Raw genomic sequence first — 16,110 nt, 5'->3', positions numbered from 1 at the left:
AAAACGAACTGATGTAGCGTATCAGTTCGTTTTCTTGTTGTCTGGGATATTATTGTGCATGCTATAGCACAATTTTTCTATCCCTTTATCGCTTAAGCAAATCTTTTAGTACATCAATAAATTCCGCCGGTTTCGTGAAACAATAGTCGGGATTATTCTCTTTTAGCTTCTCGTCCTTTGATGAAGACCAAAGGGCCAGCACCGACTTTACCCCAGCTGCCTTACTTGCCAGTATGTCTACATCAAAATCTCCCACATAAAAACTGGATTCTTTGGCCGCCGACAGAATATCCAATGCCATTAATATACCATCAGGATCAGGCTTTGGTTTCTTTGTGTCATCACCCGGTATCAAAACATCAAACATTCCCGAAAAACCTAACTTCTCGATGATTATGTTTGTAGCCCTCCTGCTCCTGCCGGTAAAAAGCCCAAGCTTTATTCCGTTAGATCTTATAAAATTAAGGAGAATATCCACTCCTTCAATAGGCTTTACATAATCGTTAAAATTGCTTTCAAAATGCTTCATATAAACATCGGGTGCTACATCATCCTTCTTATATTTCAAAAGCTTTTTTATTATTTCGGTGTCTATTGGCCCGAATTCTCTAAGAATTTCCTCATCACTATATTCTATATCGGAAAGCTCCATAACAGCCATTTTAAGTGCATGAACAGTAAGCGGGATAGTATCTGCCAGGGTGCCATCAAGATCAAAGATTACTGCATCAACTTTCATAATTCCTCCAATTTAAATCTCCTTGTAGAACACCTTATATGCTTTATTCATTGTATAAATATCTATTTTGCTTGTTATTTCAAAAGGAGAGTGCATGGATAAAACCGCTATTCCGCAATCAATAACCTCTACTCCCAGGTTTGCCAAAAATTGGGCTATTGTACCTCCCCCGCCAAGGTCAACCTTACCGATCTCCCCTGTCTGCCATATTATATGGTTGTCATTAAAGATTTTCCTGAGCTTTGCTATAAACTCAGGATTTGCTTCGCTTCCTCCAACCTTTCCTCTTGCTCCGGTATACTTCTGAAGCACGAGCCCCTTGCCCATAAAGGATGCGTTTCTCTTATCCTGAACACCTTCATAGTTGGGGTCCACACCTGAATTTACATCCGCTGAAAGCATCATTGAATTGGAAAGGCACGCCCTTAAAATGATGTCATAGTACTTATCAATACTTAGGAAACAAAGCTCTGCCAGGAAGTTTTCGAAGAATATGGACTGGGCTCCGGTGTTACCCATGCTACCTATCTCTTCCTTGTCGGTCAGGAGGCATACAGCTGTTTTTTCCACCTCTGTAATTCCCAATATAGCGTCTAGTGCTGCGTATGAGCATACCCTGTCATCTTGACCGTATGCTCCGACGAAGCTTCTATCTAGGCCTACATCACTTGCTTTAAAAGCAGGCACAATCTCCAATTCTGCCGATACAAAATCCTCTTCAGTCATATCATACTTTTCATTTAGGAGCTTTAATATGTTTAGCTTTACCCTGTCCTTAACCTTGTCATCTTCATGGGGTATGGACCCAAAAAGCACATTGAGGCCCTCGCCTGTAATAGCCTCACTCATTTTCTTTTGCATCTGATCCTGAGCTAAGTGGGGCAGCAAATCAGTTATGGTAAAGACCGGATCGGAATCCTCTTCCCCAATATTTACCTCAACTATCTCCCCGCTTGTTTTCACCACAACTCCGTGCAATGCCAGAGGAATTGTAACCCACTGGTATTTTTTTATCCCTCCATAATAATGAGTTTTAAGGAGCACCATGCTTGTGTCCTCATATAGAGGATTTTGCTTGAGATCGATTCTTGGAGAGTCTATATGTGCTCCTACAACATTTACACCATTCTCCATCCCTTTGTTTCCTATAACAGCAAGAGCAATAGCTTTATTCCTGTTAACCCGATATACTTTCATTCCCGGTTTTAGCTTCCCGTTATCAAAACTGTCCAAAGACACAAACCCATTCTCCTCAGCCAACTTTACAGCTTCAGCTGCAAACTCTCTCTCAGTCTTGGCCTTGTTTAAAAACTGCTTATACCTTTCCGAAAACGTAAATGCCAATTCCCTTTCTTTTTCATCGGATTTCTCCCATATATTTTTGCTGCTGTAAGTAAGTTTCTCATTCAATAGCTGTCCGCTTGTTTTGTTATCGTCCATAAGTGCCTCCGGAAATTATTATAAATAAAGTTTTATCAATGTTATTATATACCCATTTTCTATTAAAATAAATAAAGTTTTCTATATGAAATTTTTTTAAAAAATGTGTTGACAGGACGATCATATGCTAGTATAATAAATTTGCTGCTTGAGACAGCGACCACTTGCGGGAGTGGCGGAACTGGCAGACGCGCACGTTTGAGGGGCGTGTGGGCGACCGTACGGGTTCAAGTCCCGTCTTCCGCACCAACTGTATCCGTACTCACGGATATAATAAAAGAGCCTTATTAAAATAATAGGGCTCTTTTTAATTCTATTCAGAAATAGTGGCATTTGCACTAATTACCAACCGGCAAGTAAATTGTAAAACAGCTTCCCTCTCCTTCTTTACTTTCAACTTCTATACAACCCCCAAGTAATTCTACCAGTTGCTTAACATTGCAGAGGCTCATTTCCATGCTTATTGCTCTTTTGCTTATATAGCTTTTATCATTGAACATAAGAAACTCATCAAAAATAAAATCCAGCTCTTCCTTAGTCATTCCATTACCCTCATCCTGGATCCTTATGCAATAGTTTGATTCTTTTATGTCTAGCATTAGCCTTATTGTTCCTTGTGAAGCATTTTGGATTGAATAAGATAACACATCCGTCAAAATTCTCCTGAACTTCAAACGGTCACTATATATAGGAATACTTTCTTCAGAATAGAGAATCCGTTCAAAACTTAAATTCTTTTTTAAAATTGTATTCATTAGGCCACTTACTATTTCATCAACTACCTCTATAATATTAAATAGGTCCTTTTTTGGCTCTACTTTAAAATTTTCAGTTTTTACAACTAAGTTTGCGTTACCTATAGCACCAAGTAATTCCTTTGATTCAGCTCTTATTTTTAATAATCTTTTTACTTCTTCACTTGACAATACATTCCAATTTTCTTTTAGAAGATTGGATGTATAGCGAATGATTGAATTTAAATAAATACCAATATCTCCGGTAATGAATTTAGCAATATCATTCTTGAGCTGGTATAGCTCTTTTATCCTATTGTTATAGTTTTTATTTTCCTCATTATCACTATGCAGCTTTGCTTCTCTTTTGCACAAGATATCTTGTGTCATATTTAATCTGATTCTCAATGCATCTAACTCAGAATTTATTTTTATATCACCAGTTGATCTATAATCTTTACCTTTTGCTTTTTTCAATTTAATTAAGTTTAATAAGCACATAGCTATCCCCCACATCTAGCACTGAAATAGGTATATTTATATAGTATTGTAATATATAATCAAATCAATCCCAATTCCGAAAGTGCATTTAGCAATTTAGCTTTTTCTATAGGTTTTACAAGATACGCCTCACATTGCTCTCTGAATGCCTTTCTAATATTCTCAGAATCACCCAGTGCTGTAGTCATTATTATTTTCACACCATCAAGCCCAGCAATTCCTTCATTTTTTTCATATTCCCTTATTTTGCATAATACTTCCTGGCCACTCATCTCCGGCATCATTATATCTAAGCATAAAAGATCATACTGTCTTCCCTCTTCCCACGCTGCTTTAAATGCTTCAAATGCTTTACGACCGTTTGATGCAACATCGCATACGCCGCAAGGAGTAAGAAAAGCTTCTAAAATACTCTGACTCACAATGTCATCTTCTGCAATTAGTATTCTCATTGATAATCCCTCCTTTAAGCTTCATGAATACAGTATTAATATAAACTATGGGGAGTCTAAATGTCATTAGAAATTATTACTTCCCTCTATTTCAATACTTCTATCCGCCATTTTAATAATATCTGTTGGATTTAAAATCAGAACTACCTGACCGTTCCCTAAAAGTGTGGAACCTGATATACCAGGAATTGATGCCAGACAATCACTAAGAGTTTTTACAACAAACTCCTGCTCATTTTTTAGTTTATCTACAATTACTGCAACCTTTTCAATTCCATTTGATATAATCACAGAATTAAGTTCATCTTCCATTTCACCTTTTTTATTACAATTATTATCCAGCATGAATATCCTGCTTAACCATTCAACCCCAATAACTTCACCCCTAAGATGAGTAAAGTATTTCTTATTGTATTCATGAATACTGTTAATGTTTATCTTTACCGTTTCTACAATGTTTTCTATGGGAATAATATAGCTTTCCTTCATCACTTCTACCAAAAGTCCTCGTGAAACAGCAAGAGTAAGAGGAAGTTGAATAACCATTTTTGTGCCTTTATCAACTTCACTTTCAATATTTATTAAACCGTTAATCTTTGAAATATTGCTCTTGACTATATCCATTCCAACTCCACGCCCCGATACCTCAGTTACCTTTTTTGCGGTACTGAAGCCTGGAAAAAATATCAAATTCAGCGATTGGCTTCTACTCATATTATCCGCTTCAGTACTTTTTATAAAGCCCTTCTCTACAGCTTTTTGCTTCAATTCTACAGAATCAATACCTTTTCCATCATCCTCCACCTCAATAAATACATGCTTATTCCTGTTATATGCCCTTAAGATTATCGTTCCTATGTGGCTTTTTCCTTTTGTTCTTCTAGTTTCTGTATCCTCTATGCCATGATCGGCTGCATTCCTTATAATATGCACCAAAGGGTCGCTTATTTGCTCAATAATGGTTTTATCTATCTCGGTATCTTCACCCTCCGTGATCAAGTTAATCTTTTTTCCGGTTGATTGAGAAATATCCCTTATTATACGAGGCATCTTTTGAAATACATTTCTTACCTCAACCATTCTTGCCGACATTATGGTGTTTTGAAGCTCATCGGATATCCTGTTTATTGCAAAACCGATTTCCTTTACCTCCTTTGCCAGATCCGGAATGTTATATTCCACATTCAGCCTCTTTGAAACGTGCATAAAGGAGTTTTTTGTAGTAACGAGCTCTGCTATTGTATTCATCATTTTATCCAGCTTGTCCTGTCCAACCCTGATACTTTGTAACACTGTACTTTTTTGACTCAAATCCTTCGGCCTGGATTCATCTGTATAGGTATTTTCACTTATCATGCTATTTTCCCGTCCTTGATCTATATCAAGGGACTTGCTGATTTTTTCAATCAGATCTTGAATAGATATATCCACATACTGATTGCTGTGTACAGCATCAACACATGCCTTAAGATAATCTACGACCTCATAGCCTAGTGATACCATTTGTTTAGTGAAAACTAATTTCTTATCCCTAAATACCTCTAATATATTCTCAAATGAATGAGTAACAATTGATATATTTTTAACTACAGGAGAAATTGGGCTTGTGCTTTGCAGGGCACTGCTTATAATCCCGGTTCCCCCTTTTATGCTATGCATACATCTAAACAATTCGTTTATTGTGTTATGATCTTCTCCAGATTTATCAAGCTTTACGAGTAGATCTCCTTCTATCCTTTCAATATGTTCTATTGTTTCCACAACAAATTGTTCTTTAAATCCCGATGCTAGTTTATTCTTAAACTCTTCTGAATTGAGAATGTCAATATCAGGCTGACTGAACGAAGTATTAGAGGCACCGACATCCTTGTTTTCTAAAACATTTTGAATATTATTTATTACATGCTCCAGCTTATCCTCGCTAGCAAAGATTATCTCAATCTCACTATGCCCGTTTGTGCCTTCAATATCTTTTAGTCTTTCATTAATTGAATAAATAAAGCTCCCAAGGAGGTCTATGCTCTCCAATAGACAGTCTATCAACTCAGAGCTTACCTGAGTCTTCTTTTTCCTTATGCTGTCCAATGCAAACTCAATATTGTGGCTTAGCTTGGTAATACAAACAAAGCTTAGAAACGAAGATAATCCCTTAATGCTGTGAACCCTTCTGAAAATATCATTGATCAAATCACTATTTTCATCTATTGATTCAAGCTTTAAAATCTCTTTTTCCAAACCCTCAATGTATTCTGTCGATTCTTCAATAAAAGATTTTAATAACTCCAGGTCATCACCCGCAAAAGTATATCCCATAAATTTCACCCTTCATTTTTTAGAAGTAAATTTATTGTAGTAACCAGCTTTTCAGGTTCAGTAGGCTTTACCATATATGTATTGGCTCCATACCTTAACCCCTTCATTCTGTCTTTCATTTCGTCTTCCGTAGAAATTACGATAATTGGCACGGCTATTTCGTTTTCCCTTATTTTCTTTATAAACTCATATCCATCCATTTTGGGCATGTTTATATCGGTAACAATAAGATCAAAATTTTCACTCAACACCTTCTCTAATGCGATCATACCGTTTTCAGCAGTAAAAACTTGATACTTGAACATCCCAAGAATAAAACTATGGTAATTTCTAACCATTTCAGAATCGTCTACTACTAAAATATTTTTAGTCATAAGGATTCCCTCCGTTTAAGGTTTTGAATATACGATTGTTTTTCCAATCCTCTGTACATTGAATGCAGAGGAAATTCTGCCTATTGATTCAGAGTGGCCCAAGAATATATAGCCGCATGAATTTAAGCTGTTATACATGCTTTCTATAACCTTTTTTCTGGAATCATCATCAAAATAAATAAGGCAGTTTCTGCAAAATATAAAATCACAACCTGTTATGTTCCTCATCTCTTGTGATTCCATGAAGTTTAATTGTTTAAAAACAACCGACTTCCTGGCGTTTAAATTTATCAGATGCTTACCGTTTCTAGAAGTAAAGTATTTACCCAGGTATTCTTCTGGAACATCTCTTACTGATCTGCTGTCGTAAATCCCCCTCTGTGCCGTGGCTAACACCTCAGTATTTATATCTGTAGCAAGTATCTGTATGTCCCATTTATCATACTCCTCCAGCATTTCCATAAGGATAATGGATAAAGTATATGGCTCCTCTCCAGTTGAACAGGCTGCACTCCATATTTTTAATTTGTAATCTTTTTTTGATTCTTTATATTTAATATATTGGGGCAGCACTTCTTCTGCAAAATTTTCCAACTGAGGAAAATCCCTAAAAAAATATGTTTCATTGACTGTGAGATCATTAATGAGTTGATTAAATTCCGACTGGTCCGATGAGAACTTTATTAGCTGGTAATATTCTTTAAAACTTTCCAACTCCAGCTCTTCAATGCGCTTCTCGAGCCTTTTCTGGACAAAATACTTCTTAGCTGGCTCATAATAAAGCCCTGTTCTTTTGTATATTACATCTATAAATTTTATGTATAAATCATCCAAAAGAATCATGTTTATACCCCCAGTCTTTCAAGTGCTTCTTTTGTACTGTCACATATATCGGGGATATCACTACCAGTATATTTACCTAAATATCCGATTGCTCTCTTATCGCCATAATGTCCCAAAGATTCTATGGCTGCAAGTTTTAGAAGTATGTCATCACACTCCAAATATGATATCAGAATATCAAAACTTTCAGATTCTTTAAATTTATATATCTCTGATATAATCTCATACTTGTTATCACTATTTGTCTCATTTTCTAAGAGTGTTGTTAATAATTTAAATGAGCTGTGGTTTACTCTTTTACAAAGAGATTTTATAACATTTCTTCTTACAAGGTGGTCTGAGTCATTAGCAAGTATATTAATATAAAATGAGTAGGATTCATTTTCAAGTAAATCTATTATTTCAACAAGCTTTTTACGTGTACTTGCGGTATCACAATCGATTATCTGCTTTATCAAGCTCTCTGCCTTTTCATTATCCAATCTCAAAATGACCTCCAAAGCTTCAAGCCCTATTGTTTCTTTAAAGTCTTTTACTATAGCTGTAACCTCATCAAAATCCACCTTATCTTGGCTTGATATCAGCCTTTTAACAGCCATTTTTCTTATACTTCTATTCTGATGCTTCAAACACTTGATGGATAATCCATTATCAAGCTTTCCATGATTTATCAAGCCTTCAAGTGCTATTGTACTTAAATCAGTATCATTAGAAGCAGAGAACCTTTTTAAAATTTCTTCATTCATATAGCTTTCTATATCACATATAATGCGAAGTGCCTCACTCACTACCTTGATTTCATTTACATCAAGCATCTTTTCAATCTCAAGCCTTAGCCCTTCAACCTTTTTATTCCTGATTATCTTTAGAGCAAAAAATTTTATATCGGTATCGTCATCTTCAAGTAAACTTATTATAAATTCTGTTGGAATAATATTTAGCTGGCATACTATCTCTAAAAGGCTTTCTTCAAAAAATTCCATATGTTGAAACCTTTTGATAAGCCCACTTACATCCTTAAGATAAAAACTTAGTTGAATCTTTGTAGCCGCCTTAATGAATATGATTGTATCTTTTTCATTTTCATACCTTAGCTTTTCCTTGAATAAACCTTCTATTATCTCTAAGGATCTTAAACTTAAAGACACTATTTCATTTGAGTTAATGATTTCGCTTATACATCGTATAAGGGTTTCATCACTGATTTTATATTCGTTTATATAAGTATCAACAACCTTCTCCAGGTCACTTAATGTTCCAACTTTACCTAAAACTCTGACAAATGAATTCACCAGAACATTCTTCTCCAGAATATCAAAATTGCCAGTTTCAATCTTTTCCTCTACAATTGCAGCAAAGCCTTCATGCTGGAAGTTTCCAATTGCATTAATTAAAGAATCCAGTACCCATATATTCTTTTCTGTTTTAAATATTGATAAAAGTATAGGCAAAGCCTTTTTATACCTATGTATTCCAATAACTTCAACAGCTGTTTGAAGTACATTATTATCAACATCCCTCAACGCTTCCAAAACCAAGCTGCTGCTTTCTTCTGTTCTTATTTCTTTTAATACATCCAAAGCAAATTTTCTAATATTTTTATCATTATCTTTAAGTACTTCTCCAAGTATGTTTACGCTTTTTTCACCTATGTTTTGTAATATTTCAATTGCAGCATTTCTCAGATAAGCATCTTCAGATCTCAATAAGGGTATGATCTGGCTTGCAGATTGTTCCGACTTAAAACAGCTGATCTTTTCAATCAACACTTCCTGATTAAATCTGTTTTTTTCATTTTTAAGTTTTCTTATGAGTACAGGTAGACTTTTAGTATTATTTTGCTTTGAAAGGCTCATATGTTCACCCCATCCTTGGTTTTATACCTGCCAATAATAATTCTTAGATTTCTTTTACAATTCCCCTGATTGAGTCCCTCCATCTTTCCAGCTTATCTATTGACAAGTTAATTATGCTAATTACATGCTCAACACTTTTAAATGGCTTAAGAATATAATCATTAGCACCACTTTCCAATGACTTAATTGTTTTATCCATAGTCGAATAGCCCGTCATCATTATTACTTGAGCCAAAGCATCATAGGATTTAATCTCTCTTAAAAGCTCAATTCCATCCATTTTTGGCATAACTATATCAGTCAAAACAATATGGAATTTATCGTTCTTGATCCTTTCCAATGCTTCTTCTGGATCGTCAGTTGTCTCAACACGATAGCCCTCCAAAACAAGATTTTTTTTCAGGGATTCAAGTATATCCCTTTCATCATCCACAATAAGGATCTTGTAGTTTTGTTTATTCATTTGTCTAACCCTCCATTCTAAAGTGCTTTCTTCTACTACCCCAGTTAAATCCCATAATTGCTTCAACTTCTGAGTAATAGATTTTAAAAGGCTCAATATCATTTATTGAATCAAGTATATTGTAAATCCTTTTCCTGTAAATCCCATTATTAATGAGAAAAAAGCCGATATTGTCATCAGTAAGATCTCTGTTAATTGTAATAAACGTTTTTATATCTTCCGGTTCAATCATATCAATCTCACTGATGTCTATTATAATATTTTTAAAAACATTTTTATCAATGCGGCAGGTCACCTCATGAAGTGATGATATTTGAGATTTTGCATGCAACTTGATTTTTCTAAAAACAATGTTATTTTCTATCAATTCATAGATTTCTCTTATAATATCTATGTAAACTTTTTGCAATAACGCTATTGTATTGTCAGATGCATAATTGGGGTATTCCAAATAATGAGCCAGAATTTCAATTAAAACAAATATATCCTCTTTAAACTTTACAAGTCTCCTTGTATCTATATGAAATCTGAATTCTTCTAAAGTACCTTCCAGTACTTTATATAGCCATTGTATAGTTTGTGAGCTGTTCAACTCATGAAAACCCGTATCCTTTGAAAAATTAAATACCAGATTGGCAATTGCCTTAAAATTATTAAAAAATGTATCAAAAAAATTTATGTCTTTTGACTTGAATCTAATCTCACTCTCTTCTATAAATTCACCGGTAACATTTATAATCTTGATCATCTTTACATCACCAACATCAAGAAGCTGTAGCAGTTCATCTTCATTCCTGTTTGTTGATATAATACTTTGATATGTTTTATTACTATCCTCACTGCTTATGTCCACCATAACCTGGTGGGATGGACTAGAATACAAAACCGCTCCCATATCGTTTATTGCATTTAAAAGCATGAATCTTCTGACATTTAGCATGGGAGTATCCTTCTCAAATACCAGATATACAAAAAAAGTGTTGTTATATATTTCATGATCCTTATGGAAGTTCATACTTATCTCTTTATGCTCAATCTTTTCGTGCTTGTCCTTTAAAAGCTTTGATATTTCAGCTTCAATTTCTTTTGAAAAATCAGCCATATCTTTTGGCAGGCCTTCACCTGGAGAATCAGCCCTTATACAGACAAATTTTTTAGTAGTATCAAAGGCTTCAAAACAGAGATTTATAATATATTTATCCAGCTTTAAACTTCCCTTTCTTAAAAGGTCCAGCATATCCTCAGTTTTATGTGTAAGGCTTGCGATTTCATCAAATCCTACAGAAGCAGAAGAGCTTTTTAAGGAGTGAGCAGATCTGAATAACTGATTGATATCATCTTGAGAATATCCTTCCTCTAGCCTTAATAGTGCCTCCTCCGCATTTTGCAAGAAGTCAAAAGCATCTTCGAAATATATATTAATATGCTCATCCATTTTTGGTCCTCCTTCTACGTAATCCTGGAAATTCTCATAACAGGTTTTTCTCAAATAAAGGCATGGTTATAATTATTTCAGTCCCTTCATTTAACCTGCTTGACACGTCAATGGTGCCATGGTGTTCTTTTATTATTCCGTAAACGATTGAAAGCCCCAGTCCTGTCCCCCCTTCATCCAGATGCGTGGTATAAAAAGGATTAAATATCATACTTAAATTTTCTTCCTTAATGCCGCATCCATTATCCCTTACAAAAACAGATGCAAGATTATGGATTTTTGTTTTCGCCTGTACTTCAATACAGCCCTCAGATGCATTTTTCTTTGCTATCGCTTTTATAGAGTTTAGTATTAAATTTATAAAGACCTGCTCCAGTTGTTGTTTAGAACCATTTACTATATACTCACCCTTTTGTATGCTGTTTATAAATGTAATCTTATGCCTTATGACTTCGTTCCTAACTAATTTTAATGAATCATTCAAACATTCAAATAAATCAATTGGGCTGTATCCTACCTTTTCCTGTCTTGAAAAGAATTTCAGTCCATTTACGATATCCATTATTCTCTCAGTGCCCTTATACATAGACTTTAAAACTTCATCAAAGTCCTCTACCACAACTTGGACCCTTTGATCGTCTTCCATTACGATATGGTTTACTGCAATATTCCAATATTTTTGCAACAACTCTATGTTTGATCTAATAAAAGTCGTAGGATTATTGATTTCATGAGCAACACCGGCTACCAGATGTCCTAGTGAAACCATTTTATCAGCCTGCATCAATGCCTTTTCCTGTGCCTTTATTTTATCTAGCTGTTCCTTATTGGCCTTTTTCAGGTTTTCAAGAAACTTATTCTTTTCTTCATCATTTCTAATGAGGCTTTCATTGGATTTTTCAAATTCCTGAACAATCGCTAAAACTCCGGAATTAGTTTCCAAAAGCTCCTCGGTTAGCTTGTTTATTTCATCCTCAAGCCTCTTTTTTTCATCCATCATATATTTAAATAACAGATAACAACTTAAACAATCTTTTTTCATATTCATCGCCTTATATAAAAGCAACTAAAACAGTTGCATCATCATTTTCCTTGCCGAAGTCCCTCATAATAGAATTGGATAAAATAGCCGGGTTTTTTAGCAGTATTCCCGGATAGTTATCAATTCCCCACCTTGTGGAAATCCCATCCGAACAAATTACTATGGCAGCACCGCTATTGTAAATCCGCCTATGAACCTTTATACTGTTTACTTTACCGCCCAGTATACCGTTTGTAGGCATCATAATCTCAGTCCCATTCTCACCAATGTACCTTATGTCTATATTTCCTATTGAACAATATTCAAATTCTTTCTTAAACTTATCTATAATTATAATTCCCATTGTAGCTCCGCGTGTCGGTTTTAGTGCAGAATCAACAGCAAATACAATTTCAGTGAGGTTTTTGTGAATATTGTCTTCTATTATAGTTGCAGCTAATGCTGAAGCTATATGTGCTTCATGTCCGTGCCCAAGTCCGTCTATAACTGCAAAGATTTCTTTTCCCTTAAGGTTCTTCACATAATATGAGTCACCGTTGATGTTAAATCCACGATACGGCCTGCTCATTACACTTAGCTTTATCTCATCATTAAAGGGAATGATTTTGCCTGTTAACCACTTCTTCACTGTAACCACTGTACCTTCACATATTTCTTCAAAGGGGTACTTTAAATATTTATTTCTCTTAATATTCGAATAAACCTCAAATGAATCCATAAGCCTTTTAACAGCACCTAACCCAGTACCCATAGTGCCTTTTGTCGAAAATCCATCTCTTAATACTTCATCTACATCAGCTATCCCGGGACCTTTGTCTTTGGCAATGATCTCTATTCCCTTTCTACCTCCTTCGCAAAGTTCAGTAAATATTACTTTTCCATCAATAGCATTATGCTTAATTAAATTGGTGCACAGTTCGGTAACAGCAATAGAGATTTCGCCTATTTCATGCTGACTAAATCCCATATCCGTGCATTTTTGAGCTATACTCCGCCTTGCTGTTCCAATATCATACTCACCCCTGATGTCTAATATCTCTATTTTGATCACGCCCTCTACACCCATTTTTTGATTACAACTTTTGTCCCTTTTAAAACCTGAGAAGTTATTGATAAGTAATCCATAAGCCTTTTACTTCCCGGAAGCCCCAATCCCATACCCTTTCCGGTAGTATATCCTTCCCTCATAACAAGATCGATATCTTCAATTCCTGGCCCTTCGTCTATAAACGAAAACATAAGACCTTTTTGTGATCCGTTAGAGATAACTTCAATAACAACCCTCCCTTTTCCGGCATGCTCATAGATATTTCGAGAGAGCTCACTTACAGCAGTTATAATCCTGGTCTGATCCACCAAACCAAAATTCATATCTTTGGCTGCTTCTCTAGCTTTCTGCCGGGCAGTCACTATATCACGTTCCTCATTTATACAAACCTCACAAACTATCATCTTCTTCCTCTCCCGGCTGGTCATTCAGCTCGACCGCATTTTCCTCCATATACGCTGGTAAAGATGACTCATCAATTTCTTCTATGCCATGAAGTCTAATTTCTCTTTTAAGCTTCTCTATTCCTGATTCCATATCCAAGGCCGTATTGACACTTCCTATTTGAAGCCCCAGTTCAACCAGTGTGATGGCAACACAAGGCTTCATGCCTGTTATCATGATTTCAGCACCCAATAATTTTATCATCCTGGCTGTATCTGAAATAACCCTACCTAAAAATGAATCGATTATATCCAATACCGATATATCAATAAGGACCCCTACCGCTTTTGTCTTGTATATTTTACTCAAGATATCATGCTGAAGGTTTGCTACACTTTTGTCAGTCAAATCCCCTTGTAAGGATACAATAAGTATGTTATTAATTTTTAATATAGGTATCTTCTCCATTTATATCTCTCCAATATAACTAGTTCTTTCTAACTTTTACTACTCTATAATCCAGCATATCGTATGCCAATTTTATACCGTCTGCCATCAGAGCCCTAGTCACAACCCCGGACAAATCCACCCCAAGATGAACCATGGTCTGTGCAATGGCTGGGCTTATGCCAGTAATAATAATTTCTGCTCCCAATAATTTGGTGGCACTTGCTGTCTTAAGAAGGTAATTTGCAACAAGCGTATCTACAGCAGGCACTCCTGTAATATCAATAATTGCAACCATCGAACCTGTTGAAACTATCATTTCAAGAAGCTTCTCCATTATGAGCTGAGTTCTTTTACTGTCCAGTGTGCCAATAAGGGGTACTGCCAGAATCCTGTCCCACACACTTATTACTGGTGTGGACAGCTCCAACATATCCTGCTGCTGCCGCAAAATAATATTTTCCCTTTCCTTTACATAAAGGTCGAATGTAAATAACCCCATCTTGTCCAACAAATCGGACAACCTTATGATTTCTAAATTTAATGCAACAATATCATCACCGAATTTTTTTTGTAAAGCCTTAAAAACTATAGTCTTTAACGAATATATATACATGCTTATTTCAGTAGGAGTCATGCCTTTTGCTGCCGTTGTTTTGGAGTATAACTCCAACGATCTTTTTACATCATTTGAATCCATGGAACTTAATGATGCCTTTTCCTCTCTGACCAATTCGAGAAAAACGTTTGCAAGTTGTGTGCAGAAGCTTTTTACATCATTATCCGATAAAACACCCTTTTTTATAATTCTGTTTAACTTTATTTCCTTTTCCCAAAAATCTATAATATTTTCTTTTTCATGCACTAATACTTCCCATGTCTTTTCATTAATTTTAATGTCCATAACTTTCTCCATTCTCCTATCGCATTACTGCCCTTATTATTTCATTGGGAATTCTATGTGAGGGTGCAACTATCTCAGCACCTCCTCGCTCTATCGCCTCTCTAGGCATACCGAAAACAACTGCGGTTGACTCATCCTCTGCAATTGTTATGCCTCCAGCCTTTCTAATCTTAACCATAGCATCAGCCCCATCATCACCCATACCTGTCATCAAAACACCTATTACATTTTTACCTCCGTAGCATTCCAGCACAGACTCCATTGTGACATTTACAGAAGGCATAAATAATGTTTTGGGAGTACTGGTTAAGCGAATTCCCTCTTTTCTCACTACGAGGTGGTACCCTCCCGGTGCTAGAAACCCTTTACCGTTAATCACTTTGTCGCCTATTTCTGCCTCCTTAATATCAAACATGCTTGCATCGTTTATCCTCTTGGCAAAGGTTGATGTAAATGCTGGAGGCATATGCTGTACAATAATAATAGCTGCCTTAAGATCAGCAGGTATCATCGGTAGGACTTCCATAAGTGTGTTGGGCCCGCCGGTTGATATTCCAATAACCACAACCTTTGTTGCCACCGTTTTGATTGTAGTAGTTGAAGAACCTACTATAGACTTTTTGGGAACCGGTTTTATAATTTCTTTAGTTCTTGCAATCCTTCCTCTGATGGTGTTCTTCCTTGAGTATTTATAACCTGCCTTTACCTTTTCAATAATCTCTTTTCCAACTATATATATGTTTGAAGACACCGTTCCCGACGGCTTGGCAACAAAATCAAATGCACCAAGTTCAAGTGCTTCGAATGTGATGAGTGCTCCTTCCTGAGACAGTGAGCTTAAAACAATAACAGCAACATTAGGAAATTCATTAAGAATATGCTGCATAGAAGTAAGACCATCCATAAGAGGCATGTTAATGTCCATGGTAATTACATCCGGCATCAATTCTCTTGCCTTTAGAATAGCATCTTCACCATCTCTAGCAAAACCTACCACTTCCAAGCTGGAATCAGTTGAAAGTATTTCTTTTATAGCTTTTCTCATAAGTGCTGAGTCATCAACAATTAATACCTTGATTTTTACCATGAAGCTGCTCCTCCAATACATAAGATATCAATCATACTCAAATAATCA

General features: G+C 35.7%; 16 protein-coding genes and 1 tRNA gene. 1 reads left to right on the top strand and 16 read right to left on the bottom strand.

Annotation, left to right across the window (positions count from 1 at the left end):
- Positions 1-85 precede the first annotated feature (85 nt).
- Both VIO64_RS08160 and VIO64_RS08155 read right to left on the bottom strand, forming a co-directional pair.
- The gene (locus VIO64_RS08160; RefSeq protein ID WP_331916980.1) at positions 86-739 is read right to left on the bottom strand and encodes an HAD family hydrolase; all 654 of its coding nucleotides are present in this window, start codon (positions 737-739) and stop codon (positions 86-88) included.
- A gap of 12 nt (positions 740-751) precedes the next feature.
- A complete protein-coding gene (locus tag VIO64_RS08155; RefSeq protein ID WP_331916978.1) occupies positions 752-2,179 on the bottom strand; it encodes an aminopeptidase in 1,428 nt (475 codons plus the stop codon).
- A gap of 166 nt (positions 2,180-2,345) precedes the next feature.
- Here VIO64_RS08155 and VIO64_RS08150 point away from each other — a divergent pair.
- Positions 2,346-2,428: transfer RNA gene (locus VIO64_RS08150), tRNA-Leu, on the top strand.
- A gap of 89 nt (positions 2,429-2,517) precedes the next feature.
- On the opposite strand, the gene VIO64_RS08145 is transcribed toward VIO64_RS08150, so the two are convergent.
- The 14 genes from VIO64_RS08145 to VIO64_RS08080 all read right to left on the bottom strand — a co-directional run bounded on the left by VIO64_RS08145 (position 2,518) and on the right by VIO64_RS08080 (position 16,062).
- Positions 2,518-3,414: a HAMP domain-containing sensor histidine kinase gene (locus tag VIO64_RS08145; RefSeq protein ID WP_331916976.1), complete on the bottom strand. Its 897-nt coding sequence runs from the start codon at positions 3,412-3,414 to the stop codon at positions 2,518-2,520.
- Between the two features lie 59 nt (positions 3,415-3,473).
- Positions 3,474-3,866 carry a response regulator gene (locus VIO64_RS08140; protein WP_331916974.1) on the bottom strand — a complete coding sequence of 131 codons (393 nt, stop codon included), beginning with the start codon at positions 3,864-3,866 and terminating at the stop codon, positions 3,474-3,476.
- Positions 3,867-3,932: 66 nt separating this feature from the next.
- Complete coding sequence (locus VIO64_RS08135; protein ID WP_331916972.1) at positions 3,933-6,179, bottom strand: chemotaxis protein CheA; 2,247 nt, start codon at positions 6,177-6,179, stop codon at positions 3,933-3,935.
- Positions 6,180-6,184: 5 nt separating this feature from the next.
- Positions 6,185-6,553: a response regulator transcription factor gene (locus VIO64_RS08130; protein WP_331916970.1), complete on the bottom strand. Its 369-nt coding sequence runs from the start codon at positions 6,551-6,553 to the stop codon at positions 6,185-6,187.
- A gap of 15 nt (positions 6,554-6,568) precedes the next feature.
- Positions 6,569-7,396: a protein-glutamate O-methyltransferase CheR gene (locus VIO64_RS08125; RefSeq protein WP_331916968.1), complete on the bottom strand. Its 828-nt coding sequence runs from the start codon at positions 7,394-7,396 to the stop codon at positions 6,569-6,571.
- A gap of 2 nt (positions 7,397-7,398) precedes the next feature.
- Positions 7,399-9,252: a HEAT repeat domain-containing protein gene (locus tag VIO64_RS08120; RefSeq protein WP_331916966.1), complete on the bottom strand. Its 1,854-nt coding sequence runs from the start codon at positions 9,250-9,252 to the stop codon at positions 7,399-7,401.
- A gap of 43 nt (positions 9,253-9,295) precedes the next feature.
- A complete protein-coding gene (locus tag VIO64_RS08115; protein ID WP_331916964.1) occupies positions 9,296-9,715 on the bottom strand; it encodes a response regulator in 420 nt (139 codons plus the stop codon).
- A gap of 4 nt (positions 9,716-9,719) precedes the next feature.
- Entirely contained in the window at positions 9,720-11,150 is a 1,431-nt protein-coding gene (locus VIO64_RS08110; protein WP_331916962.1) for an Hpt domain-containing protein, read from the bottom strand.
- Between the two features lie 34 nt (positions 11,151-11,184).
- Positions 11,185-12,192: a sensor histidine kinase gene (locus VIO64_RS08105; protein ID WP_331916960.1), complete on the bottom strand. Its 1,008-nt coding sequence runs from the start codon at positions 12,190-12,192 to the stop codon at positions 11,185-11,187.
- Positions 12,193-12,202: 10 nt separating this feature from the next.
- Positions 12,203-13,243, bottom strand: a complete 1,041-nt coding sequence (locus tag VIO64_RS08100) for an ATP-binding SpoIIE family protein phosphatase (protein WP_331916958.1) — start codon at positions 13,241-13,243, stop codon at positions 12,203-12,205.
- A 5-nt stretch (positions 13,244-13,248) separates the two neighbouring features.
- Positions 13,249-13,644: an anti-sigma regulatory factor gene (locus tag VIO64_RS08095; protein WP_331916956.1), complete on the bottom strand. Its 396-nt coding sequence runs from the start codon at positions 13,642-13,644 to the stop codon at positions 13,249-13,251.
- The gene (locus VIO64_RS08090) at positions 13,631-14,092 is read right to left on the bottom strand and encodes an STAS domain-containing protein (protein WP_331916954.1); all 462 of its coding nucleotides are present in this window, start codon (positions 14,090-14,092) and stop codon (positions 13,631-13,633) included. Before VIO64_RS08090 ends, VIO64_RS08095 begins: the two co-directional genes overlap by 14 nt.
- Before the next feature lie 19 nt (positions 14,093-14,111).
- On the bottom strand, positions 14,112-14,975 hold the full coding sequence (locus VIO64_RS08085; protein WP_331916952.1) for an STAS domain-containing protein: 864 nt from the start codon (positions 14,973-14,975) through the stop codon (positions 14,112-14,114).
- 16 nt (positions 14,976-14,991) lie between these two features.
- Entirely contained in the window at positions 14,992-16,062 is a 1,071-nt protein-coding gene (locus tag VIO64_RS08080) for a chemotaxis response regulator protein-glutamate methylesterase (protein WP_331916950.1), read from the bottom strand.
- Between the last annotated feature and the right edge of the window lie 48 nt (positions 16,063-16,110).

This window comes from Pseudobacteroides sp. (assembly GCF_036567765.1).
Taxonomy (GTDB): domain Bacteria; phylum Bacillota; class Clostridia; order Acetivibrionales; family DSM-2933; genus Pseudobacteroides.
This window is presented reverse-complemented; position numbering and strand designations above follow the sequence as displayed.

Excerpts from the sequence above, each read along its gene's own strand:
- VIO64_RS08160 (WP_331916980.1), bottom strand. The coding sequence starts at position 739 with ATGAAAGTTGATGCAGTAATCTTTGATCTTGATGGCACCCTGGCAGAT.
- VIO64_RS08155 (WP_331916978.1), bottom strand. The coding sequence starts at position 2,179 with ATGGACGATAACAAAACAAGCGGACAGCTATTGAATGAGAAACTTACT.
- VIO64_RS08145 (WP_331916976.1), bottom strand. The coding sequence starts at position 3,414 with ATGTGCTTATTAAACTTAATTAAATTGAAAAAAGCAAAAGGTAAAGAT.
- VIO64_RS08140 (WP_331916974.1), bottom strand. The coding sequence starts at position 3,866 with ATGAGAATACTAATTGCAGAAGATGACATTGTGAGTCAGAGTATTTTA.
- VIO64_RS08135 (WP_331916972.1), bottom strand. The coding sequence starts at position 6,179 with ATGGGATATACTTTTGCGGGTGATGACCTGGAGTTATTAAAATCTTTT.
- VIO64_RS08130 (WP_331916970.1), bottom strand. The coding sequence starts at position 6,553 with ATGACTAAAAATATTTTAGTAGTAGACGATTCTGAAATGGTTAGAAAT.
- VIO64_RS08125 (WP_331916968.1), bottom strand. The coding sequence starts at position 7,396 with ATGATTCTTTTGGATGATTTATACATAAAATTTATAGATGTAATATAC.
- VIO64_RS08120 (WP_331916966.1), bottom strand. The coding sequence starts at position 9,252 with ATGAGCCTTTCAAAGCAAAATAATACTAAAAGTCTACCTGTACTCATA.
- VIO64_RS08115 (WP_331916964.1), bottom strand. The coding sequence starts at position 9,715 with ATGAATAAACAAAACTACAAGATCCTTATTGTGGATGATGAAAGGGAT.
- VIO64_RS08110 (WP_331916962.1), bottom strand. The coding sequence starts at position 11,150 with ATGGATGAGCATATTAATATATATTTCGAAGATGCTTTTGACTTCTTG.
- VIO64_RS08105 (WP_331916960.1), bottom strand. The coding sequence starts at position 12,192 with ATGAAAAAAGATTGTTTAAGTTGTTATCTGTTATTTAAATATATGATG.
- VIO64_RS08095 (WP_331916956.1), bottom strand. The coding sequence starts at position 13,644 with ATGATAGTTTGTGAGGTTTGTATAAATGAGGAACGTGATATAGTGACT.
- VIO64_RS08090 (WP_331916954.1), bottom strand. The coding sequence starts at position 14,092 with ATGGAGAAGATACCTATATTAAAAATTAATAACATACTTATTGTATCC.
- VIO64_RS08085 (WP_331916952.1), bottom strand. The coding sequence starts at position 14,975 with ATGGACATTAAAATTAATGAAAAGACATGGGAAGTATTAGTGCATGAA.
- VIO64_RS08080 (WP_331916950.1), bottom strand. The coding sequence starts at position 16,062 with ATGGTAAAAATCAAGGTATTAATTGTTGATGACTCAGCACTTATGAGA.